Origin of the sequence: Pedobacter namyangjuensis (assembly GCF_003313325.1) — a bacterium.
In the GTDB taxonomy this organism is placed as follows: domain Bacteria; phylum Bacteroidota; class Bacteroidia; order Sphingobacteriales; family Sphingobacteriaceae; genus Pedobacter; species Pedobacter namyangjuensis.
Window position 1 is genome coordinate 62,229 of sequence record NZ_QMHQ01000005.1, and the last position, 22,265, is coordinate 84,493.

The 22,265-nt window shown below is 37.1% G+C and carries 20 protein-coding genes and 1 tRNA gene; 3 read left to right on the forward strand and 18 right to left on the reverse strand.

Annotation, left to right across the window (positions count from 1 at the left end):
• Positions 1-133: 133 nt before the first annotated feature.
• The 10 genes from DUT69_RS17870 to DUT69_RS17915 all read right to left on the reverse strand — a co-directional run bounded on the left by DUT69_RS17870 (position 134) and on the right by DUT69_RS17915 (position 9,733).
• Positions 134-880: a LytR/AlgR family response regulator transcription factor gene (locus tag DUT69_RS17870; protein ID WP_113654645.1), complete on the reverse strand. Its 747-nt coding sequence runs from the start codon at positions 878-880 to the stop codon at positions 134-136.
• A 109-nt stretch (positions 881-989) separates the two neighbouring features.
• The gene (locus DUT69_RS17875; RefSeq protein ID WP_113654646.1) at positions 990-1,502 is read right to left on the reverse strand and encodes a hypothetical protein; all 513 of its coding nucleotides are present in this window, start codon (positions 1,500-1,502) and stop codon (positions 990-992) included.
• Positions 1,503-1,602: 100 nt separating this feature from the next.
• A complete protein-coding gene (locus tag DUT69_RS17880; RefSeq protein WP_113654647.1) occupies positions 1,603-2,208 on the reverse strand; it encodes a DUF1684 domain-containing protein in 606 nt (201 codons plus the stop codon).
• Between the two features lie 2 nt (positions 2,209-2,210).
• Positions 2,211-3,296, reverse strand: coding sequence for a chorismate synthase (aroC, locus tag DUT69_RS17885; RefSeq protein ID WP_113654730.1), 1,086 nt, complete (start codon positions 3,294-3,296; stop codon positions 2,211-2,213).
• 68 nt (positions 3,297-3,364) lie between these two features.
• Positions 3,365-4,681 (reverse strand): 3-phosphoshikimate 1-carboxyvinyltransferase, encoded by a 1,317-nt coding sequence (gene aroA, locus DUT69_RS17890; protein WP_113654648.1) that lies wholly within the window; start codon positions 4,679-4,681, stop codon positions 3,365-3,367.
• Positions 4,682-4,768: 87 nt separating this feature from the next.
• Entirely contained in the window at positions 4,769-5,905 is a 1,137-nt protein-coding gene (locus DUT69_RS17895) for a chorismate mutase (protein WP_113654649.1), read from the reverse strand.
• Between the two features lie 90 nt (positions 5,906-5,995).
• Positions 5,996-6,832 (reverse strand): prephenate dehydratase, encoded by an 837-nt coding sequence (locus tag DUT69_RS17900; RefSeq protein WP_113654650.1) that lies wholly within the window; start codon positions 6,830-6,832, stop codon positions 5,996-5,998.
• A 729-nt stretch (positions 6,833-7,561) separates the two neighbouring features.
• The gene (locus DUT69_RS17905) at positions 7,562-8,467 is read right to left on the reverse strand and encodes a sterol desaturase family protein (RefSeq protein WP_113654651.1); all 906 of its coding nucleotides are present in this window, start codon (positions 8,465-8,467) and stop codon (positions 7,562-7,564) included.
• 1 nt (position 8,468) lies between these two features.
• Positions 8,469-9,527, reverse strand: a complete 1,059-nt coding sequence (gene aroB / locus DUT69_RS17910; RefSeq protein WP_113654652.1) for a 3-dehydroquinate synthase — start codon at positions 9,525-9,527, stop codon at positions 8,469-8,471.
• The gene (locus tag DUT69_RS17915) at positions 9,527-9,733 is read right to left on the reverse strand and encodes an RNA-binding S4 domain-containing protein (protein ID WP_113654653.1); all 207 of its coding nucleotides are present in this window, start codon (positions 9,731-9,733) and stop codon (positions 9,527-9,529) included. Before DUT69_RS17915 ends, aroB begins: the two co-directional genes overlap by 1 nt.
• Before the next feature lie 94 nt (positions 9,734-9,827).
• Here DUT69_RS17915 and DUT69_RS17920 point away from each other — a divergent pair, with 94 nt between their 5' ends.
• Positions 9,828-11,012, forward strand: coding sequence for a proline dehydrogenase family protein (locus DUT69_RS17920; RefSeq protein WP_113654654.1), 1,185 nt, complete (start codon positions 9,828-9,830; stop codon positions 11,010-11,012).
• Between the two features lie 64 nt (positions 11,013-11,076).
• Here DUT69_RS17920 and DUT69_RS17925 read toward each other — a convergent pair whose 3' ends face one another.
• The 3 genes from DUT69_RS17925 to DUT69_RS17935 all read right to left on the reverse strand — a co-directional run bounded on the left by DUT69_RS17925 (position 11,077) and on the right by DUT69_RS17935 (position 14,036).
• Positions 11,077-11,199 (reverse strand): alanyl-tRNA synthetase, encoded by a 123-nt coding sequence (locus tag DUT69_RS17925; RefSeq protein WP_113654655.1) that lies wholly within the window; start codon positions 11,197-11,199, stop codon positions 11,077-11,079.
• A 94-nt stretch (positions 11,200-11,293) separates the two neighbouring features.
• On the reverse strand, positions 11,294-13,573 hold the full coding sequence (gene katG / locus DUT69_RS17930) for a catalase/peroxidase HPI (protein ID WP_113654656.1): 2,280 nt from the start codon (positions 13,571-13,573) through the stop codon (positions 11,294-11,296).
• 145 nt (positions 13,574-13,718) lie between these two features.
• On the reverse strand, positions 13,719-14,036 hold the full coding sequence (locus tag DUT69_RS17935; RefSeq protein WP_113654657.1) for a DUF962 domain-containing protein: 318 nt from the start codon (positions 14,034-14,036) through the stop codon (positions 13,719-13,721).
• Positions 14,037-14,073: 37 nt separating this feature from the next.
• Here DUT69_RS17935 and DUT69_RS17940 point away from each other — a divergent pair, with 37 nt between their 5' ends.
• A complete protein-coding gene (locus tag DUT69_RS17940; RefSeq protein ID WP_113654658.1) occupies positions 14,074-15,306 on the forward strand; it encodes a carboxypeptidase-like regulatory domain-containing protein in 1,233 nt (410 codons plus the stop codon).
• Here DUT69_RS17940 and DUT69_RS17945 read toward each other — a convergent pair.
• Positions 15,303-15,938 (reverse strand): HAD family hydrolase, encoded by a 636-nt coding sequence (locus tag DUT69_RS17945; protein WP_113654659.1) that lies wholly within the window; start codon positions 15,936-15,938, stop codon positions 15,303-15,305. The genes DUT69_RS17940 and DUT69_RS17945 overlap by 4 nt on opposite strands.
• A 66-nt stretch (positions 15,939-16,004) precedes the next feature.
• On the opposite strand from DUT69_RS17945, the gene DUT69_RS17950 reads away from it, so the two are divergent.
• Positions 16,005-16,078 (forward strand) — tRNA-Ile (locus DUT69_RS17950).
• Positions 16,079-16,105: 27 nt separating this feature from the next.
• Here DUT69_RS17950 and DUT69_RS17955 read toward each other — a convergent pair.
• The 4 genes from DUT69_RS17955 to DUT69_RS17970 form a co-directional block, all read right to left on the reverse strand.
• Positions 16,106-17,722 carry a L,D-transpeptidase family protein gene (locus DUT69_RS17955; protein ID WP_317047227.1) on the reverse strand — a complete coding sequence of 539 codons (1,617 nt, stop codon included), beginning with the start codon at positions 17,720-17,722 and terminating at the stop codon, positions 16,106-16,108.
• Between the two features lie 383 nt (positions 17,723-18,105).
• Positions 18,106-19,596: an L-arabinose isomerase gene (gene araA / locus DUT69_RS17960; RefSeq protein WP_113654661.1), complete on the reverse strand. Its 1,491-nt coding sequence runs from the start codon at positions 19,594-19,596 to the stop codon at positions 18,106-18,108.
• 26 nt (positions 19,597-19,622) lie between these two features.
• Positions 19,623-20,324, reverse strand: a complete 702-nt coding sequence (locus DUT69_RS17965) for an L-ribulose-5-phosphate 4-epimerase (RefSeq protein ID WP_113654662.1) — start codon at positions 20,322-20,324, stop codon at positions 19,623-19,625.
• Between the two features lie 2 nt (positions 20,325-20,326).
• Positions 20,327-22,009: a ribulokinase gene (locus DUT69_RS17970; protein ID WP_113654663.1), complete on the reverse strand. Its 1,683-nt coding sequence runs from the start codon at positions 22,007-22,009 to the stop codon at positions 20,327-20,329.
• Positions 22,010-22,265: the final 256 nt, after the last annotated feature.

Genomic DNA, 22,265 nt, shown 5'->3' on the forward strand with positions numbered 1-22,265 from the left:
ACTATAAATTAATCCTCAAAAAAATGAACTTTGCAAAAATTAACGCTCTAGCCAAATTTCTTCTAAACTTTGTAGCATACCTATTAAACGAAAGTTTAAAAAATAATCGATTAGTTAAACGAAATTAGCAAACTTACTTATAATGTCTAGAGATAGTTTTAGCAGTAATTTTGTCCATTAATTCTTGTTTTGCATTAATGCTTAACGGTACAGAGAAATCGTTATTTAGGAAAACTTCTGTAGGCGCAACTGTTACAATTGAGCTGGTGTTTATAATAAACTGTTTATGCACACGTACAAAGTTTGCGGGTAGCTGTCGTTCAAGGTTTTTGAGGTTAACTAGTGTAACATACATATTATCTGCCGTAAATATTTTGGAGAAATCGCCCATGCTTTCTATATAAATAACCTCTTCGTAGGTAAGTCTGGTATATCCTTTAGTTTCCTTAATAAAAAAGTAATCATCGCCGTTTTGTTCTTCTTGCTCAACAACAGGAAACTTCTCAGCTTTAGCTTTTAAGTCTAAATACGCTATAGCCTTGTTGCTCGCTTTTAAAATTCGGTCGAAAGTTGCGGGTTTTACAATGAAATCAATGGCGTCTACATCGAAACTTTGTACTGCGTAATCGCTAAATGAGGTTATAAATATTACAGCAGGCGTGTTTTTTAAACTTTTAACTAGGCTAATACCTGATAAATCTGGCATGTCTATATCAGAAAAAATTATGTCTATAGACTGCGTTGCTAACACATTCGAAACCTCTATCGCGTTTTTGCAAATCGACTTGATTTCTAATCGTTCAATTTTCCGAACAAACATTTCAATAGCATCGCGTTCAATCTCGTTATCATCAACAATTAGGCAGGTGTAAGTAGTCATTGTTTAAAGATAGTTGTTAAAAATTATTTAAAATGGATTAACTAATAATTAATAACAGCAGAGTTTTGTTTTTGTTGCGAATGCTTTTTTTATCGGTAGATGGAACTTTTTACTTTAATAATTCAGCAGAATTTAAAAATAGGCCGTCGTTTTTTGTAACGATTTTATCTGGTACCAAGCACGTTAATGCATACATTTTGCTTCCAATTAAAATCATTTGTACAGATAATTGTTTTTTAGTTGAATTATCAACTCCCGAAAAAGTATAATTGGTATACGTTTTCCACTTGCCAATTTTTGCTTCGCCAAATGTGTAATTTGGTTTTTGCGATGCCATTCCGGCCATCATCTGGTCTGCAAATTGTTGCGAATCTTTTAACGGCGCTAAGGTAGCCGAGTCTAGATTAGCTAATATTTTGTAATCTAGTACAGTGGCACTGTATTGAATACTGTCTTTACCTTTAAAGACATAACTTTCAGAAGCTGTTTTGGTTGTTTTAGTTGGTTCTTCCGGAAACTTTACAGAAATTTTTTCGTCTAATTTTTTTGTTATCCAGGCAGTTTGGGCATTGGTAAATATTACGCTTAACACAAGTAACAGCAATAACAAGATCTTTTTCATTTCTATCTATTTTGAGTAAAAATAATATCTTTATTGTTTAATTTTTAATTAAATTTAAATAAATAGATTGTGATGTTTTTAGCAAAGGTACACGATTGGTCTACTTATGTTTTTTCTCCCCGGTATATACCTTTTCTCCCGCAGAAATAGCGATGTCTAAATCGTTCTCTTCTGGCGGAATTGGACAACGATATCCGTCGCTGTAAGCACAATAAGGATTGTAGGCCTTATTAAAATCGATCTCAATTTTGTTTTTCCTTATAGATTTTAAATCAAGATCTATGTACCGGCCACCGCCATAACTTGTTTTATTGTTTGATAAATCTGTAAACGGCAAGAATAATAAATCCTTGTAAGCAGGATTCATCATTAAACTGATGTTTCTGTATAGCGTAAGTGTTAAGGCAGTGTCTTTTAGTTTAAATGTTACATTCGCATAGCGGATAAATTCTTTACTCGTGCCGTCGTAGGTGGGCATTTTAAAGATTTTCTCATTCTTTAGAATTTTAACTTTTGCGTTAACGAGATATGCACTGTCAGGTTCGAAAAACTGTAGGTGCTTTAAATCTTCTTGTTTTAAAGGCGAACGCTCTTCTTTAAGAAAATCAGCTTTATAGTTTGCTCTATGCGCTTCAATTTTAGTAATATAGTTTTGCGCATTTGCGCCGAAACTTATAAAGAAGATAAAAATAATTAAATGTCTCATCGCTAAATTCTATTTGCTCTTTGCCTTAACAGATGGTCTGCCAGCACTAATGCTGCCATTGCTTCGACAATAATTACCGCTCTTGGTACAACGCAAGGGTCGTGCCTACCTTTGCCTTTAATTTCTGCCTGCTCTCCAGCTGCATTAATAGTTTGCTGATTGTGCATGATGGTTGCAACCGGCTTAAACGCAGTAACAAAAGTAATGTCCATTCCATTGCTAATGCCACCCTGTATACCACCCGAAAAGTTGGTTAACGTTTTAGGTTTATCGCCTGCTAAAAATACATCGTTATGCTCAGATCCTCGCATCTCGCTACCGGCAAACCCAGAACCGTATTCGAAACCATGCACCGCATTTATACTCAGCATCGCTTTACCCAAATCTGCGTGTAGTTTATCAAAAACTGGTTCTCCAAGACCTGTTGGACAATTTTTTATTATGCAACTTACTTTCCCCCCAACAGTATCTCCGTCTTTACGAACTGAATCTATAAAGTCAATCATTTCATTAGCTGTTGCCGGATCTGCGCAACGAACGATATTATCTTCACGCAACGCTAAAGCTTCATCTAAATCGTCTGTGTTAAAATTTGGTGCGTTAATTTTTCCAACAGCTGTTACATGCGCAAATATCTGTATGCCAAACTGTTTTAAAAACAACTTTGCAATAGCGCCAGCAGCAACTCTGGCTGCGGTTTCCCTAGCCGAAGATCTTCCACCACCTCTATGGTCGCGGATGCCATATTTTGCATCATAAGTATAATCGGCATGGCTAGGTCTATAAACATCAACATTATGACCATAATCTTTAGATCTTTGGTCTTCATTTGGTATTAATAAACTTATCGGTGTTCCAGTACTTTTACCTTCAAAAATGCCTGAGAGAACTTGTACCGTATCACTTTCCTTACGTTGAGTAGTTATTTTTGATTGCCCAGGTTTACGCTTGTCGAGCTCTGATTGAATAAAATCTAGATCAATATCCAATCCAGCCGGACAGCCGTCTAGAATTACACCGATGGCCACGCCATGAGATTCGCCAAAAGTGCTAATGCGAAATAGTTGTCCGAAAGAGTTGCCTGCCATATTAATTTTAGATTTATGATTTTTGATGTTTTGGTTTATGTAAAGCTTAATCTGTAGTCCTTGCTCTTTTATCCTTGCTCTGAAATTTCGAATCCAGCTTTCTCCAGATCTTTCCAAAAATAAGGATAAGATTTATTTACCACTTCTTTTTCTTCGATCTCTAATTGCTTTATTTTTAGTGCTAACGGTGCAAATGCCATTGCCATTCTGTGATCCTCGTAGGTATTGATGAACATCTTTTCGGGAAAGAACAAACCTGAGCAATCTAACTTGTAACTTAAGTTTTTCTCAATAAGTTTAACGCCAATTTTTGCAAGCTCGGTTTGTAAAGCCAAAACACGATTGGTTTCTTTAATCTTTAGAGTTTCTAAACCAGTAAAAGTACAGTCGTGCCCCAGTGCTGCGCAAACTACAATTATGGTTTGTGCCAAATCTGGACATTCTTTAAGATCGAAAATTTTTCTCGACAATGGTTTAGCGTCCTTTTTAAGGAAAACACCTCCATCTTTAAATTGGGAGGTAATGCCAAAATTGGCCATGATTTCGGTAATCTTGCTATCGCCTTGTAAACTATAACCATTTAATCCCGGTAGGAAAATACTTGCTTCGTCTGCCAAAGCTGCAATGGCATACCAGTAAGAAGCTGCGCTCCAATCTGGTTCTACGTAAAGTTTTGCGCTATTAAAATCCTGCTTGGCAATGCCTATTTTGTTTTCTTCCCAAACATGATTAACGCCAACTTGCGCTAACATGGCCAAAGTCATGTCTACATACGGTTTAGAAGTTAAATCACCTTCAATTTCTAAGGTTAATCCTTGTGTTAAAGCTGGGGCGATCATTAGCAAAGCCGAAATATACTGACTACTTATATCACCTTTAATTTTAACCGAATTGTTGGTTTGTTTTAATGGACCGGAGATTTGCAAAGGAGGGAAGCCGTGGTTTTCTAAATAGCTGATATCTGCGCCAATTGCTTTTAAAGCCTCAGCTAAAATGCCAATTGGTCTTTGTTTCATCCTTTCGGTGCCTGTTAAGGTAAAACTTCCCGGCTGGATGGATAGAAAAGCTGTTAAGAAACGCATAGCTGTTCCGGCAGGGCCGATGTCTATCAGTTGCGAGTCTTGAGTAGTTAGTCCGGAGTCTGGAGTATTTGGATTCGAGTCTGAACTATCGACTAAGGACTCAGGACTGTTTACTACAGACTTTAGACTCTTTACCAACAGTTCTGTATCTGCAGCATCGGAAAGATTATCTACACTAACGGTTCCTTTGCTTAATGCACTAATTACCAATGCACGATTGCATTCGCTTTTAGAGCCCGTAAGTTTTATTTCGGCATCAATTTGTCTGTTTCCATTAAAGGAAAGCAATACATTTTTAGACATATATTCTTAGTTAAATTAGTATAGCGTATTGCATTTGGCGCAAATTCACGTTAATCGCAATACGCTTTTCACTTTCAGTCTATCAGACTATTTTACCTCTGCATGTGCTTCTGCCGCGATACCTTTTTCGGCTTTGCCTGCATTCATGATCTCAGTTTGTCTACGGATAGATTCGCCGTGAACCAATTCTAAAAACTTCTCGGTAAAATTAACGTCAAGTTGCAACGCTTTTGCAAAAGCCGTGCGTTTTTGCATAATTTCATCCCAACGGTTAACCTGTAGAATAGTTACTTTGTTATCTCTTTTAAATTCGCCAATTTTCTGCGTAATTGCCATACGCTCTGCTAATTTCTGAATTACTAAGTCGTCTATTTTATCAATTTGCTTACGTAAATCAGCTAATTTATCTGCAAATTCTTCGTTTTTAGATTCTGGTTTACGCAAAGAAAATCTGCTTACCATTTCTTCTAAAGCAGCCGGTGTAACTTGTTGTTTTGCATCAGTCCAAGCTACAGACGGATCAATATGCGATTCAATCATTAAACCTTGCATATCTAAATCCAATGCTTTTTGAGAAATGTAAGGAATTAATTCTCTGTTACCGCAAATGTGACTAGGGTCGTTAATAATTGGCAATTCTGGACATAACGTCTTTAACTGGATTGCAAGTTCCCACATTGGTTCGTTACGGAAAGCACTTTTTTCGAACGATGAAAAGCCACGGTGAATAGCGCCTAACTTTGTAATACCTGCTTTGTTGATACGCTCCAATGCACCAACCCAAAGTTGTACATCAGGATTGATAGGGTTTTTAACCAATACAGGAATGTCTACACCTTTTAAAGCATCAGCAATTTCTTGTACCGTAAAAGGATTTACAGTCGAACGAGCGCCAATCCAAAGAATGTCTACACCAGCTGCCAAAGCTTCCTCTACGTGTTTAGCATTTGCTACTTCAACGGCTGTTGGCAAGCCAGTTTCTGCTTTAGCACGTTTTAACCATTCTAAACCAATACTGCCAATACCCTCAAATTCTCCCGGACGAGTACGTGGTTTCCAAATACCAGCTCTTAATACGCTAACTTTTCCAGTAGCTTTTAGTAAATGTGCGGTAGATAATAACTGATCTTCAGTTTCTGCACTGCAAGGACCAGAGATAATTAAGGGTTCGTTTTTGATGTTAACCCAAGTGTTTAATGGCTGAATGTTTAAATCTAATTTCATTTTATGTAAGTGTTACGTTTTTATTATCGTTGTTTGTTATTCGTTGTTCGTTTTTTTGATTAGAAACTTTAGAGGATTTTAACTTGCGGGCTATACCTTGTCGTTTTTCTGATACTCGCCCATAATGTTAAAGTTAACTGTGTATTTAAGTGCTTTTCTAATGGCAGTGTCGTAGTTTTCCATGTTAGCCCATTCCATATCTATATAAAAGTAATATTCGTTTCTTTTGCCCAGCACCGGCATAGATTGGATTTTAGTTAAGTTTACGTTAAGCTCGGCAAAAATATTAAGCACTTTGCTTAGTGCGCCTACATGGTTGCCTACCTGAAAACAAATAGAAGCTTTATTAATTTCCTGCGAATCTTCCACTTTTTCGCGTTGTAAAATCAAAAACCTAGTGTAATTTTTTTTGTTCGATTCAATTCTGCGTTCTATAATGTTTAAGCCATAAAGTTCTGCTGCCAAAGTATTTGCAATAGCTACGGTATCGGTTAATTGCTCATCTCTAATTTTTTTTGCACAAGCCGCCGTGTCGCTACTTTCCATTACCTGAATGTTTGGGTAGTCGTCAAAAAAATCAACACATTGTCTAATGGCAATAGGATGGGAGGTAGCAAACTTAATATCCTTAAACTCTACGCCTGGCAAAGCCATCAAGTGCAATTGAATTGGCAGGTAAACTTCGCCCATTACCGTAAAATTATAATCTCTAATTAAGGTGTAATTGGGTAATAAACTACCAGCAATAGAGTTTTCTATGGCCATAATTACAAAATCAGCATCACCTTTTTCCAGTTTTTCGCAAGTTTGTTTAAAAGAATTACATTCTATAGTTTCGATATCTCTACCGAAAAATTTAAATGCTGCTTCTTCATGGAAAGATGCTTTAATGCCTTGTATGGCTACTCTAGGTTTTTTTGTTTTCATTGTTGCTTTTGGTGGCGTTAAACAAAAAAAGTCCCGGCGTTATGCCGGGACTTTTTATATACTTTTAATATTTTTATCTATCGTTTTGTACATACTAGCCCCGGCTCTTACTAAAATAGTAAAAGTAACCAAAGTAATATGTGTTTTGTAATTGCATTATTTTCTTTCTTGGTGTCAAATGTACAGTTCGAAATTTAATTTGTCAATAGCTAAATGAAAATATTTTAAATAAAATTAAATTTTGTTGCAAAACTATATAGTTAATGCTTGTAAGGCTTGGTGTAGACTATATGTAGTTTTGGTATAAATAGGTGAAAAACAATGGTAGTAATACTTGGCCAATAATAGTCCCGCCATACCCTCTAATCTTTTTGTGATTGTTCATCTTTATGAAAGACCTTAAAACAAAAAGTATTTTCGTTTCTGTCGGGTTTATATAATAACGTTAGTATTTCTTGGGCTAGGTTGTCATGCAATATCTAATTCCTCCCCCTTGCCCACTCGGGGAGGGGGATAGATAGTTTGCTAGCTTTAAAGATGCTTATGTCTGAAGGTTAGAAATTGTGATTGTTTATATGCAACCACAGCCTTTTGTTTATTAAACCGGATTGAAGCGTTATCCTTTTTTGTTCTAATGGCATTAAGAGCGAGGCAAAAAAGATTAAGCGGAAAGCCGGACTGCTGTAGCCGAATGCTCTCTGCTTACGTTTTCAAAAAAAGAATAGTTATTTAAACCCCTTTTCTGGCTTCTTCTGCCTCACGTAATTCTCGTTGCATTATTTTAGCAACTTTTGTGCTTCCATCGTGGCTCCAACCTGGAGGATTTAAGATATATTTCACCTTATCTAAAAAAGTCGGCGCTTTTTTAACATCGTTTTTTAACGCAATAAACTCGTGGAAAATAATATTAACCGGTCCGGTATCCGTAGGTTGCGTGGTTAAACCGTATTTAATGGTGTCTTCTGGTAGTTCCTCCTGAAAAGTTCCAAACCATCTGTCCCATAAAATAAGCACCATACCCATGTTTTTATCTAGGTAGCGCAAGTTGCTAGCATGGTGTACACGGTGATGAGAAGGTGTTACAAAAATATATTCGAACCAAGGGTGTAATTTGCCGACAGCCTGTGTATGCACTAAATTGCCATAAATCTGAGTAACTAAATAAGCGAACAGTATATCCATTGCGCCAAAACCCATAAATGCTAAAGGCAAGTAGAAGAAAACGCGATACAACGGTTCGAAAACCGTAGAACGGAAACCTGTGGTTAGGTTAAAATGTTCTGACGAGTGGTGTGTAACGTGCATTGCCCAGAAAAAGCGAACATAATGCCCAACAGTGTGTAAAAACCAATATAAAAAATCTTGCGCCAGAATTAAAACCAACCAATAAAGCCAAACATTTGAGATTTGGAAAAGGCGAAATTGGTAACAGTAATCTAATAAGAAAAACGTGGCAGTTTTCATGCCTAAATTAATAACAACCGCAACTGTCATTAAATAAATGTTAGTCCAAGTATCACGTTTAGTGTATACTTTGCTATCGTGCGCATAGCTGAAATACATTTCTACGAGCGTTAAAACGATAACGAAACCGAATAAACCGCCGACAGAAATATCACTTCCTGTAAAAGTCATTTTATAAATTATTGTAGTAAACTAAACTGCCTAAAATATCCGCAGCAGTAACACGGCAGTTGAACGTGCATTTGCCAATAGTATCTAGTAAAGAGAACATAATTTGCCCATCTTCATTCTTTTTATCGCTTTGCATTAGTTCCAAAAGTTTGTCGAAACTTTTTTCTTTAATGTTGTATTTAGGGTAGATGGAAAGGATGTATTTGCTAATGTCCGCCAATTCCTCTTCAGTTAAATTACAATATTTTGCCGACAAAAATGCTTCTGTAACCATTCCAATGGCAATTGCTTCGCCATGTGTTAACGGATTTTTGCTGTTAGTTAAGGCGTAACTTTCTACGGCATGGCCGATGGTATGGCCAAAGTTTAAGATTTTGCGTAAGCCCTTCTCTAGCGGATCTTCGGTTACCACCTGATTTTTAATTTCGATAGAACGGTAAATTTCTGCTGGTAGTAACGCTTTGTAATCGCTAGTTTTTAGACGTTCGTAATAAGCTTTATCGGCAATTAAACCGTGTTTTATCATTTCGGCAAAGCCTGATAAAAGCTCTCTTTGCGAAAGTGTTGTTAAAAAACTAGTTTCGATAAATACGGCCTGCGGTAGGCTAAAAGTACCCACCATGTTTTTTACATTGTCTATATCAATACCGGTTTTGCCACCAACAGAAGCGTCTACCTGAGATAAAAGCGTAGTTGGGATGTTAATGAAATCGATTCCTCTTTTGTAGGTTGAAGCAATAAAACCACCCATATCGGTAATTACGCCACCGCCTAGATTAATCATTAAACATTTACGGTCGGCACCAAAATCCAAAAGCGTTTTCCAAATGCCAATACAAAAATCAATGTTTTTGTTTTCTTCGCCCGGATCGGTTTCAATGATGTCAAAATTATCTAAATCATCTAAAAATGATCTAAAAACCGGCAGGCAAACTTCAGCGGTATTGGTATCGACAAAAACGAATACTTTGCTGTATTTTTTCTTGTCTAAAATTTCTTGAAGTGGCGCTAAGCCAGTTTCGAAATAAATAAAGTGATCGGCATTTTTTATAGGTTCCATTATATAACTTCTATTATTTTACCCATAAAATCTATTTTGTCGCCAATTTTAACCTTTAGACGTTTTCTGTAATCTACTTCGCCATTGTATTTTACCAAGCCTTCTTCCACTACAGATTGCGCCTCGCCACCGCTTTGTACCAAAGAAGTTGCTTTTAAGAGTGATATTAGCGGAATAAATTCGCCTTCTAGTTTAAACTTTATCATTGCGCTGCAAATTTACAATTAATTGTAAAGTGTTTTATGCTAACAATCATTGTTATTTATATTTTTGCACTCTTCTGACCAAGAACACGAAAAAATGGAATCATCACCCAAAAAGAAAATCAACTTTGACAACACCGAAATTGCATTTCGTAATAAATCAAATGGAGAGTTAAATCAGGCTTATTGGCTTTTTAAAATAATTAGTAGTAACTTTTTAACCAACGTTGGTCCACCCATAACTAATTTTTTGCTGAACATTGGCTTCCCTATAAAAGGAGCTATTAAGGCAACTATTTTTAAACAGTTTTGCGGTGGCGAAACCATTGCAGATTGCGAGCATACTATTGAGCAATTGAGTTTAGGGAAAGTAGGCACTATTTTAGATTATTCTGTAGAAGGAGAAGATGAAGAAGAGGTTTTCGATTTTACTTGCGAAGAAATTATTAGAACCATAAAACGAGCTGATGGAGATGTTAGAGTGCCAATTACAGTATTTAAAATTACAGGTATCGGTCGCTTTGCGTTGTTAGAAAAATTAGATTCCAAACAAGAGTTAACCGCCACCGAAACAGAAGAATTTGCCAGGGTTAAAGCTCGTTGCCTAAAAATTTGCCAAGCTGCGTTTGACAGAAAAGTTCCAGTAATGATTGATGCGGAAGATAGTTGGGTACAAGATACGATTGACGAACTTGCATTAGAAATGATGACTACTTTTAATAAAGAAAGTTTGATTGTGTACAATACTTATCAACTGTACCGCCATGATAAATTAGCGGATTTGAAAGCTGACTACTTAATTGCGAAAGAAACAGGTTTTATCCTGGGCGTGAAAATGGTACGTGGCGCTTATATGGAAAAAGAGCGTAAACGTGCTTTGGAAATGGGTTATACGTCGCCAATACAGCCAGATAAAGCTGCAACGGATAGAGATTACGATGAGTCTTTACGTTTTTGCGTTGAACATTTAGATCAAATTGGTATTGTTTGCGGTACGCATAACGAAGAGAGTTCTAGATTGTTAACGCAGTTGATAGATGAGAAAAACATCCCGCATAACCATCCGCATGTTTACTTTGCACAACTGTTGGGAATGAGCGATAATTTAAGTTTTAACCTATCGGATGCTGGTTACAATGTAGCAAAATACGTTCCTTATGGTCCAATTAAAGCAGTAATGCCTTATCTGTTTAGAAGAGCACAAGAAAATACTTCTGTTGCCGGACAAACAGGTAGGGAGTTGGGTTTAATTAGCAAGGAGAAAGCTAGAAGGAAACTTTAGGAATAAGGAGCAAAGATTAACGAGCAAAGATTAAATCTTTTATCCTGGCTCTTTGTTCTTTTATCTACTTAACTATATAATAACCAATCGCTAGCCAAACTAATCCTTTGGCGAGGAAAAACATAAAGCCCCAAAAGCCAAGTTTTTTAGCCCATTGAATTAATTTTTGTTTTTTCTCTGCATTCATTGGTTTCAAAGATAGCTATTTAGAAAGATTAAAAATAATAAGGGAGTTTAAACGATAAAATTATTACGTTTAAACTCCCTTTTTTAGTTAAAGCTTATTTATTTTTTAAATCGAAACGATCTAAATTCATCACTTTGTGCCAAACTGCAATAAAGTCTTTTACGAATTTATCTTGCGCATCGCTACTTGCGTAAACTTCGGCAATTGCTCTTAACTCAGCGTTAGAACCGAAAACTAGGTCGGCACGTGTTGCCGTCCATTTTACCTCATCGGTTTTTCTATCCCTGCCTTCAAAAACTTGTTTATGATTATCTGTGGCTTTCCACGCTGTGTTCATATCCAATAAATTGACAAAAAAATCGTTGGTTAAGGTTTCTTGTTTTGAAGTGAAAACGCCGTGCTTAGACTGATCGAAATTGATGTTCAGTACTCTTAGTCCGCCCAACAAAACGGTCATTTCTGGTGCGGTTAAGGTAAGGAGGTGTGCCTTGTCTAACAATAATTCTTCAGTTGATAACGTATGATTGCTTTTTTTGTAGTTTCTAAAACCATCTGCAACTGGTTCTAAAACGCTAAAAGATTCTACGTCGGTTTCTTGCTGACTTGCATCCATACGACCAGCAGAGAAAGGAACTTTAAGGTTTGATCCAGCGTTGGCAATAGCTTTTTCGACTGCTGCATTACCGGCAAGAACGATTAAATCGGCCAATGAAACTTTTTTGCCATCGCTTTGCGACGAATTGAAATCGCTTTTTATCTTCTCCAATACGTCTAAAGTTTTATCGAGCTGTGATGGATTATTTACCGCCCAATAACGTTGAGGTGCCAAGCGAATGCGAGCTCCGTTTGCGCCACCACGTTTATCAGAACCACGGAAAGTGGACGCTGAAGCCCAAGCAGTAGAGATTAACTGTGACAATGAAGCTCCAGATGCAAGAATAGTTTCTTTTAAAGCGCTAATGTCGTTATCATCTATTAACGTATGATCTACTGCTGGAATAGGATCTTGCCATATTAAAACCTCTTGCGGCACTTCTGGCCCTAAATATAAGGCACGTGGCCCCATATCTCTGTGTGTTAACTTAAACCAAGCACGAGAAAAAGCATCAGCAAATTGGTCAGGGTTTTCTAAAAATCTTCTAGATATTTTTTCGTAAGCCGGATCTAACCTTAAAGATAAATCGGTTGTTAACATACTTGGCTTATGTTTTCTGTTGGGATCAAACGCATCAGGAATAATCTCATCGGCGTTTTTTGCCACCCACTGATGTGCACCTCCTGGGCTTTTTGTTAATTCCCATTCGAAACTGAAAAGGTTTTCGAAAAAGTTATTGCTCCATTTAGTAGGAGTGGTAGTCCAGGTAACTTCTAAACCACTGGTAATTGTATCTGCACCTTTGCCACTGTTGTAGCTATTACTCCAACCGAAACCTTGCTGTTCAATTCCAGCCGCCTCGGGTTCTTTACCAACATGGTCTGAAGAAGCTGCACCGTGTGTTTTACCAAATGTGTGTCCACCAGCAATTAAAGCAACAGTTTCTTCATCATCCATCGCCATGCGTTTAAAGGTTTGGCGAATATCTTTTGCTGCTGCAATAGGATCGGGGTTGCCATCTGGACCTTCTGGATTAACATAAATTAAGCCCATGTGCGCAGCTGCCAATGGTTCTTCCAAATCTCTAGAATGCTGCTGTCCGTTGGCATCTTCGTCAGATACTAACACACCATGTTCTGCAACACCTTCCGATCCTTTAGAATAACGTTCGTCGTTACCTAGCCAAGTTTTTTCCGCACCCCAATAAACATCCTCGCTAGCTTCCCAAACATCAGCTCTTCCTCCGGCAAAGCCGAAAGTTTTAAAACCCATCGATTCTAAAGCAACGTTTCCGGTTAGAATTAGTAAATCGGCCCAAGAAATTTTATTACCATATTTTTGTTTGATCGGCCAAAGTAATCTGCGGGCTTTATCCAAACTTACGTTATCTGGCCAGCTGTTAAGTGGCGCAAAACGTTGCTGCCCTTGCCCGGCACCACCTCTACCATCATAAATACGGTAAGTACCTGCACTATGCCACGCCATACGGATAAATAAACCACCGTAATGGCCAAAATCTGCCGGCCACCAATCCTGTGAATCTGTCATCAATGCATGCAAATCTTGTTTTACCGCTTCGAGATCTAAACTATTAAAAGCTTCGGCATAATCAAAATCTTCGCCCATTGGGTTAGAAAGCTGCGAGTGCTGGCGTAAGATTTGTACATTAAGTTTATCTGGCCACCAATCTCTATTTTTGGTGCCACCGTTAACGCTAGTTTCTTTTAGGGTTCCATTATGAAATGGGCATTTGCTAATGTCGTTAGAGTTGTTTTCCATTTTCTTGTTCTTATTTAAAAGTTTATAGGTTGGTTCTAAATTGTAAATTATAACGGGTAATTATCAACTTAAACATTAATAACAAAACTAAAGCGATAGAGTTAGCTAAACAAACTGCTTTTTTCTATATGCGCATAGGCAAAAGCTATTTGACCTTAAAAGGCTGCTTGCCACTTAGCAAATCCCAGAAAAGTATAAAATCGCTTACCAAGCTGTAGCCAGGATATTTAAAAGTTGCAGGTTTGTTCTTTTCAAAGAAGAAATGACCAACCCAAGCAAAACCATATCCGATAAAAGGAACAGCAATTAAAAAACGTAAATCGTGAAAAAGTATAGCGGCAAAAATTAATAGGATTAATAATCCCGTGCCAATAAAATGTAAAATTCTGCTAGTTAAGTTCTGATGTTCAGATAAATAAAACGGATAAAATTCTTTTAGTGAAGTAAATCTTTTTTGACTCATTTTGCTATATTAACTTTATTATTTCGATCTTAAATTTATGAAAAAATATTTACTCTTCCTTCTGATTTTCTCTTCATCGGTTGCTTTAGCGCAACGAACTATTAAAGGACAGGTAATTGACGAAAAAACGAAAGAGACTTTGCCAGGAGTTAGCGTTTACATTAACAATAGTACTATCGGAACGGTTACCGACAGTGATGGAAAATTTGTATTGAATATTCCATTTAATGGTAAGATGGAGCTGGTAGCTTCTCATGTAATTTATAAAAAGAAAACAACATTACTGGAAGATGCTAATTACGATCAACTTTTGATTACACTACAAGCACAAGATAATACGCTTAAAGAGGTAATTATTAAAGCCAAAAAGAATAAGGAAGATAATTTTAGGAAATGGGGCGATTTGTTTACTAAAATAATTATGGGAAATAATCTTCGCTTTGCAAACAGTTGCAAAATTATGAATCCAGACGAATTGGTGTTTTACTTTGACCGGGATAGAAACGAGCTAGCTGTTTATGCAAAATCGCCTTTGCTTGTAGAAAATAGGCTACTTAATTATAAGATTAAAATAGATCTGGAAAATTTCACCTATAGTTTTGGTAATGACGTGTTAAAGGTTAATTACTCAACTTTTTTTGAGGATTTAGTAACCCATTCGCAAAAGTTGCCAGCGGTGGCTGTTATGAGGAAAGAAGCCTATTTTGGTTCTCAGATGCATTTTATGCGTTCTATTTACAACAACACCTTAACAAAAGATGGTTTTTCAATTTATCACTACAGAAGTATAAAAAACAAGGAGAAAGAACGCGTAAATAAAATTGTACAGAATCGTATAGCCGAGAGATTTGCCGATAAGACAAATCCAAATTATGATTTGAAAGCGTTGTTCTCTTCAAATGATACCGTAAATTATTACAAAATGATTTTAAAGCAGGATGATAACCTTGCGTTGGATACCTCGAGAACACATTCGAGAAAATTGGCGGTGCTGAATAGGCAAGAGGGTACAGTTAAGCTAAATTTTGCAGATACTGTCATGATCAAATATCAGCCTTTGCTCGATTTCAGATTTCCAAAGCTTAGCGAGAATTCTCATGGCCCATCAACAAAATTGCAATACACTTTTATGTACCCGATAGAAAGTGGGGGAGTTAATATTGAGCGAAATGGTTATTACCCAGAGCTGATTTTATTTATTTACGGAAACATGTCTGAAAGAAGAATATCCCAGCTTTTACCCTGGGATTATGATCCTGATAAGATTTAAAGAATTTGATGTTGTTTAAGAAACTCTTCCAGTTTCTCGGGATGAACATCCATTAGCAAAGTATGTAAGCCAGCTTGCTTAGCACCTGCAATATGTTGTGGGCTATCGTCTATAAACAAAGTTTCTGCCGGGTTTAGGTTGTTTTCCTTTATAACTTGTTCGAAAATATTAACGTTTGGCTTGCGCAGTTTCATAATTTGAGAGAAGTAGGCTTTTTCGAAAAAGCTATCGTAATTATCTATGCCAAATTCTTTTTTGATATAATTGAGAATCCATTTATAGTGGATTTCGTTATTGTTGCTTAGCAAGAACGTACGGTATTTTTCTTTAACAGTTAGCAAAACATCATGGTTATTTGCCGATACACCGATTAACAAACTGTTCCAAGCATCGTCTATTTGAGCATCTGTAAGTGATGGATTATTGGCTGCGGTTCTAATGCCAGCTCTAAATTCGTCTTCAGATATGCCAGCCATCTCAAAATTATCAAATAAACTGTTGTGCGCTTTGTGCGCAAAAAATTCTTCAGAATTTGTTATACCTAATTGAAAAAGAGCATTTTGAGTACGTTTGAAGTTGATTTCGAAGATTACATTGCCATAATCGAAAATAATATTTTTAAATTTTTCCATAAAAAGAGTTCCAAAATTCGTTGCAAATATGTAACATTGCACTCGCAAAACCTAATCGGTTTTCCGGCGCCTATAGCTCAGTTGGTTAGAGTAGAAGACTCATAATCTTTTGGTCCCTGGTTCGAGCCCAGGTGGGCGCACAAGCTAAAAAGCCTAATCTTAGTTGATTAGGCTTTTTTGTTTTTTACATTTACAGTTATTTTATTAGGCGTCAAGATATTGTTCATTGCCGCCCAAAGTTTAATATCCATTCCGTAAACATCAGGTCTGTATTCTATTTTATTGTTCTTTTCCCAAGCTGTAAAGTAGGTAATCAATATTGGAATGGGTTTCTTAGGTGTAAAAGCCATTTGCAATGCTTCAATAGGTTTTGGCTTACTTAAAAGATTTATTCCTTTAAACTGTGCAATTTTAGTGCTATCCAAAGGTGCTAAGCCAATTTTTGACCTTATTTTTTCATACTTTTCCTTGTCAAATACTAGAAGTTCGGCAAGTTTCAAAGGTTTTTCTAAACGGATACAGCCGTGGCTTATTGCTCGATTAGATAATTTAAATGCCTTCTTATTGTTAGTGTCGTGTAAGAAAATGCTGTTATCGTTTTTAAACGAAAATTTAAATTTGCCTAAAGAATTGTTTTCTCCAGCTTGTTGTACAAATCTAAAAGGTAGCTTATCTCTAGAATATTTATACCATCGTATTTGATTTGGATTTTGAATAAGCTTGTTTCTGTAATAAACGCTAATTCTATTTTTAGTTAAGTAGTTTCGATTTCTGCTCGCCATAGTATATATCTCGCTACTTGCTATGCTTTGAGGAATATTCCAAACTGGATTAGCATATAGTGTATTAATGTAGCTGAACAGCATCGGCGTTTCATGATTTTTAGGTTTATCATCATAATCGCCAGATTTTTCGAAGATTTTATATTTTTCTTCGTAATTATTGTCAATTTTTGCGCCTACACAAACTTTCATTTTTGTTAACGTATCCTTTTTGTTAAAGTATACTAAACTAAACTCGGGGATGTTTACCTGAATAAATTCTTCCCCAGTGTGGGGCAAAGCCCACCTTAATCGCTCCATATTTACAGCGAGAATTTTGCGAACAGAGTCGTTTTTATTTTGAAGATAGGCAAATTGTAAAGCCTTATATTGATCGGATTTATATTGAACATCTTGCAGTGTGTCTGTTAGGCTAACAGAGTTTAGCAAGTTTGTAACGAATAATGAATCTGGCTGTTTTAGGCTAATTAGATATCCAGTATGTATTGTTCTCGGATCTACAAGTCCGAATTTTAGAATACTAACGTAGCTGATGTATGCGTTAGCGGTAAGAAGCTCTAGCTTAGCGAGCGTGGCATAGCTTTGATTTACGTTTGTATACTTGTTGGCTTTAAGTTCCTTTAGCAGACTATCTATGTCTTTGGTTGAGAAAATTTCGGGATTTACGCCATGCTCGCTACTCTTTGACAAAAATAAAACAAGCGAATCTAATTTCTGATTGCCGTAAAATTTAACAACTAAATTTGTTGAAAATCCATTCGTCGCATAGAAATTTCTAATTGTATTTGAGTGTTTAAATTTTGGCGAAAGGCTATCAATCGTTCTATTTAATATATTGTTAAATTGTAGCGTGTCAAAATTATTGTAAATTTCATTTTTAAATTGAGAAGCCAGCAATTCACCCAACGTAGGCTCTGATTTAAATGAACTAATAATGTAAATGAGAATGCAAAAACCAGTTCCAACGATAATTTTTTTTGCTTTTAAAAAGTGCCTATAAATTTTTTTGAGATACATAGGCATGTACCAAGTACATTATCGTGCCAAAATATAACATGTTATAAAATAAGGCTGGTAGTAATTCAGTTAACACAACGTAATTTACTCTAGGCAGTTCGCAACACTAAATAGTAGCACAAGCTTGCGTTAACTAAACGGGATAGTAATGGAAATATTCCGATGAAATCGGAAATTGTAATGGATAGCCCGGCTTTCTGTTGAAACGAGCTTCAGTTTTTGCTTTTCTAATCTTTATTAACAGCTTATTTCGCTATAGATTGAGTAATTGTTATTGTTGTTGCAAAGGGCTGGCCAATAGATAATGTTCTATAATAAGAAAATCCCCAGTTTTTAAACTGAGGATTTTTAATGTTTTGGATGAAGTTTTATTTATAATAAACCTCGTTCCAATGTAATTCGTTTCTGAATTGGTCTAATTTTGTATCTGCGCCAATATTTAAGAATTCTAGACCTGCAATGTTAGCAAAATCTAGTAAGTGCGCAGAAGTTAAATTCTGACTGTAAGCGGTGTGGTGTGCGCCACCTGCGTAAATCCATGCTGCGCAACCCGTTTTCATGTCAGGAAGTGGTTTCCACAATACGCGAGCTACAGGTAGGTTCGGCAGGTCGTTTTCAACCTCAACGGCTTCAACTTCGTTAACAATTAGCCTAAAACGGTTGCCCATATCAACCAAAGAAGCGTTTAATGCGTTTCCGCCAGCAACGTTGAATACTAAACGAGCTGGATCTGCTTTGCCACCAATGCCTAATGGATGAACTTCTAAGCTAGCTTTTCCGCTTGCTAATGATGCATCAACCTCTAACATGTGCGAACCTAAAACCATAGAGTTCTGTGGATCAAAGTGGTAAGTATAATCTTCCATAAAAGCATTTCCGCCAGGTAAACCAGCCCCCATTACTTTACATGCACGCACTAAAGCAGCAGTTTTCCAATCGCCTTCTCCGGCAAAGCCGAAACCCTCAGCCATTAATCTTTGCGCTGCGATTCCTGGTAACTGAATCATACCATGTAAATCTTCGAAAGTATCAGAGAAGCCTTTGAAGCCACCATTGATTAAGAATTTTCTTAAACCAACTTCTATTTTAGCAGCATCGTGTACCGATTGGTGTTTTGCACCGCCACGACGTAAATCTGCCGACATGTTGTAGTTTTCTTCGTACTCGTCTAGCAGTTGTTTTACCGCTTCATCGCTACTGCTGTTAATAATTTCCACTAAGTCGCCAATGCCGTAAGTGTTTACAGAAAAACCGAATTTTAATTCAGCTTCTACTTTATCGCCATCGGTTACGGCTACGAAACGCATATTATCGCCAAAACGGGCAAATTTAGCTCCTTGCCAGTCGTTCCAGCCTGCGGCTGCTCTAGTCCAAGTGTTGATTTGGTCTAAAACTTCTTCATCTTGCCAATGGCCAACAACAACTTTTCTGTCTTTACGCATTCTGGTTACCATAAAACCAAACTCACGATCGCCGTGTGCACTTTGGTTTAGGTTCATAAAGTCCATATCAATGCTATTCCACGGAATATCGCGATTGAATTGGGTATGTAAGTGCAGTAATGGTTTTTGCAGGATGCTTAAACCGCGAATCCACATTTTAGCCGGTGAGAAAGTGTGCATCCAAGTTATTACACCTATACAATTTTTAGCTACATTGGCTTGTTGCAAAGTATCAAAAATCTCTTCTGTGCTTTTTACAATTGGTTTGTATACTACTGTAACCGGAATTTGCTTTGCGTTGTTAATAGATTTTGCAACTTCTTCGGCATGTAAAGCAACCTGTCTAAGCGTTTCTTCGCCGTATAAGTTTTGGCTACCGGTGATGAACCAAACTTCTAAATTTTTTAAATTAATCATTTTATGGAGGGTTTGATAAGGTATAATTAAGATTGGCCGTAATAAGAATCTGGACCGTGTTTACGTTCAAAATGTTTTTTGATTAAAGCATCTTTAAGCTTTGGCGCCTCAGGATTGATTTGCCGTGTTAACAATGCCATTTGCGCAACATTTTCTAAAACAGCGCTATTGTAAACCGCTTTTTCGGCTGTTTTGCCCCAAGTAAAAGGAGCGTGGTTGCCAACTAAAATCATTTCTACTTCTTTATGGCTTAGGCCAAGCTCGTTAAAATGGTTAATGATTTGAAAACCAGTTTCGTACTCGTAGTTTCCTGCAATCATTTCATCTGCCATTGGTGGTGCGCAGGGAATGTCGACGGTTAAATGATCGGCATGTGTGGTGCCAAAAATAGGAATTGGCAATTGCGCTTGTGCCCAACTAGTTGCATAAGTAGAGTGGGTGTGGACAATACCATTAATGTCATCCCAGTTTTTATACAATACCGCATGGGTTTTAGTATCTGATGAAGGTCTTAGATCTCCTTCAATGGTATTTCCATCAAAATCAACAATCACCATTTTTTCTACCGTTAAATCCTGATAAGGTACCCCACTAGGTTTAATCGCGAAAACACCTAATTCTCTATCGGCTGCGCTAACATTGCCAAAGGTAAAAAGCACCAAGTTTAATTTGGGCAATTGCATATTGGCCGAATAGGCTTGTTCTTTAATAGCTTGATATTTGCTCATAATTAGTGAATGGTTTTAAGGTGTTGCTCTGTAAAAGCACCTAAAGCTTTGTATCTTTCGTAATGATTGCGATATAATTCTTGTTTAGCCAGGTTTGGTTCGTAAGTTTTTTCAAAACCCGTTCCCATTGCTTGCATAGCTTCCTCTACTGTATTGTAAATTCCTGCAGCGGTAGCTGCGAACATGGCGGCGCCTAATGCACAAGTATGTTCGAACTTATGTATACGTATTGGCATTTCGAGTACATCGGCCATCATTTGCATAATGTAAGGTGATTTTTTTGCAACGCCACCAATACCAATAATTCCTTTTACCGGAACACCTTGCTCTATAAAGCGATCGACAATACTTTTTGCGCCAAAGCAAGTTGCAGCAGCTAACGCTCTAAAGATACGCGGTGCATCACTTGCTAAACTTAATCCAGCAATGCTACCTTTTAGTTCTTGGTTGGCATCTGGTGTTCTTCTACCATTAAGCCAATCTACTGCAAGCTCTGCGTAATCTCCATCGCCTAAAGCATCTGCAGCCTTACTTAAATTCGAAATTATTTTACTTTCTATCTCTTCTTTTAGGGCGATGGCTGTTTCGCTGTCTACCAAACTACTTTCGTTTAATAAATTTAGCGGCCAGCTAATTACGTTTTTAAACCAAGCGTAAGTATCGCCAAAAGCAGATTGACCAGCTTCTAAGCCCATGGTGCCAGGAATAACCGAACCGTCGACTTGCCCGCAGATGCCTGCTACCATTTTGTGGTTAATGTCTTCATTAGGTGCAACTAAAATATCGCATGTGCTCGTACCCATGATTTTGCACAAATGGTATGGCTCAATTTGCCCGCCAACAGCACCCATATGCGCATCGAATGCGCCAACACCAATTACAACATCGTTATTTAAACCTAATCGAGTAGCCCATTCGGCGCTAATTATACCAGCAGGTTCATTTGAAGTGTAAGTTTCAGTAAATAAATTCTCTCTAAACCCGTCTAAAAGTGGATCTAAACTGCTAAAGAATTCGTTAGGTGGTAAGCCATCAAATTCCTCCGCCCATAACGCCTTATGTCCAGCAGCACATCTGCTTCTTTTAATTTCAGTAGCATCAGTTCCGCCAGTTAATAAAAACGGAATCCAATCGCAATGTTCAACCCAAGAGAAACAAGCGTTGCGAACGGCTTCGTCAGTTCTCAGCGTGCGAAGTAATTTCGCCCAAAACCATTCAGAAGAGTAGATACCGCCAATGTATTTTAAGTAATTTATATCAAATTTCGTAGCATGCTCGTTAATCTGCGCTGCTTCCTTAACTGCGGTATGATCTTTCCAGAGCACAAACATGGCATGAGGATTTTCTTCAAAACCAGGCGTTAAGGCTAGGGGAGTGCCAGTTTTGTCAACGGCAACCGGCGTAGAACCGGTTGTGTCTACTGCAATACCTTTAATTAGTTTGGCAATTTTTTCGCCACCGGCTTTTTTAATACAATCTTTTATGGTGTGCTCTAATCCCTCAACATAGTCTAAAGGATGTTGCCTAAACTGGTTTTTTGCAGGTTCGCAATATTGGCCTTTTTGCCAACGCGGATAATAGAATACTGAAGATGAAATTTCAGTTCCGTTCAATGCATCTACAATTACAGACCTAACAGAGTCTGAACCGTAATCGATGCCGATTACATATTTGGTTTCGTTCATACTATAAATAAACGTCTAATAAACGGTTATTTATTTTTAAAAGGAAATTTTTTTCAAAAAAAATGATACAACTTATCACGGTTAAATAAAAAGCTAGTCTTAGGGTAGAAACTGATTATAATCTACCATTTGTGGCGCTGTTAAGCGTCAAGCGCAATTTTTAAATGGTTGATGATTTTTAATCGCTATTAGTTGTAATTTTAAATAATTGATATTCAAGTGTTTGTATTTTTAAGTGTCTAATTAACGTTTAAAA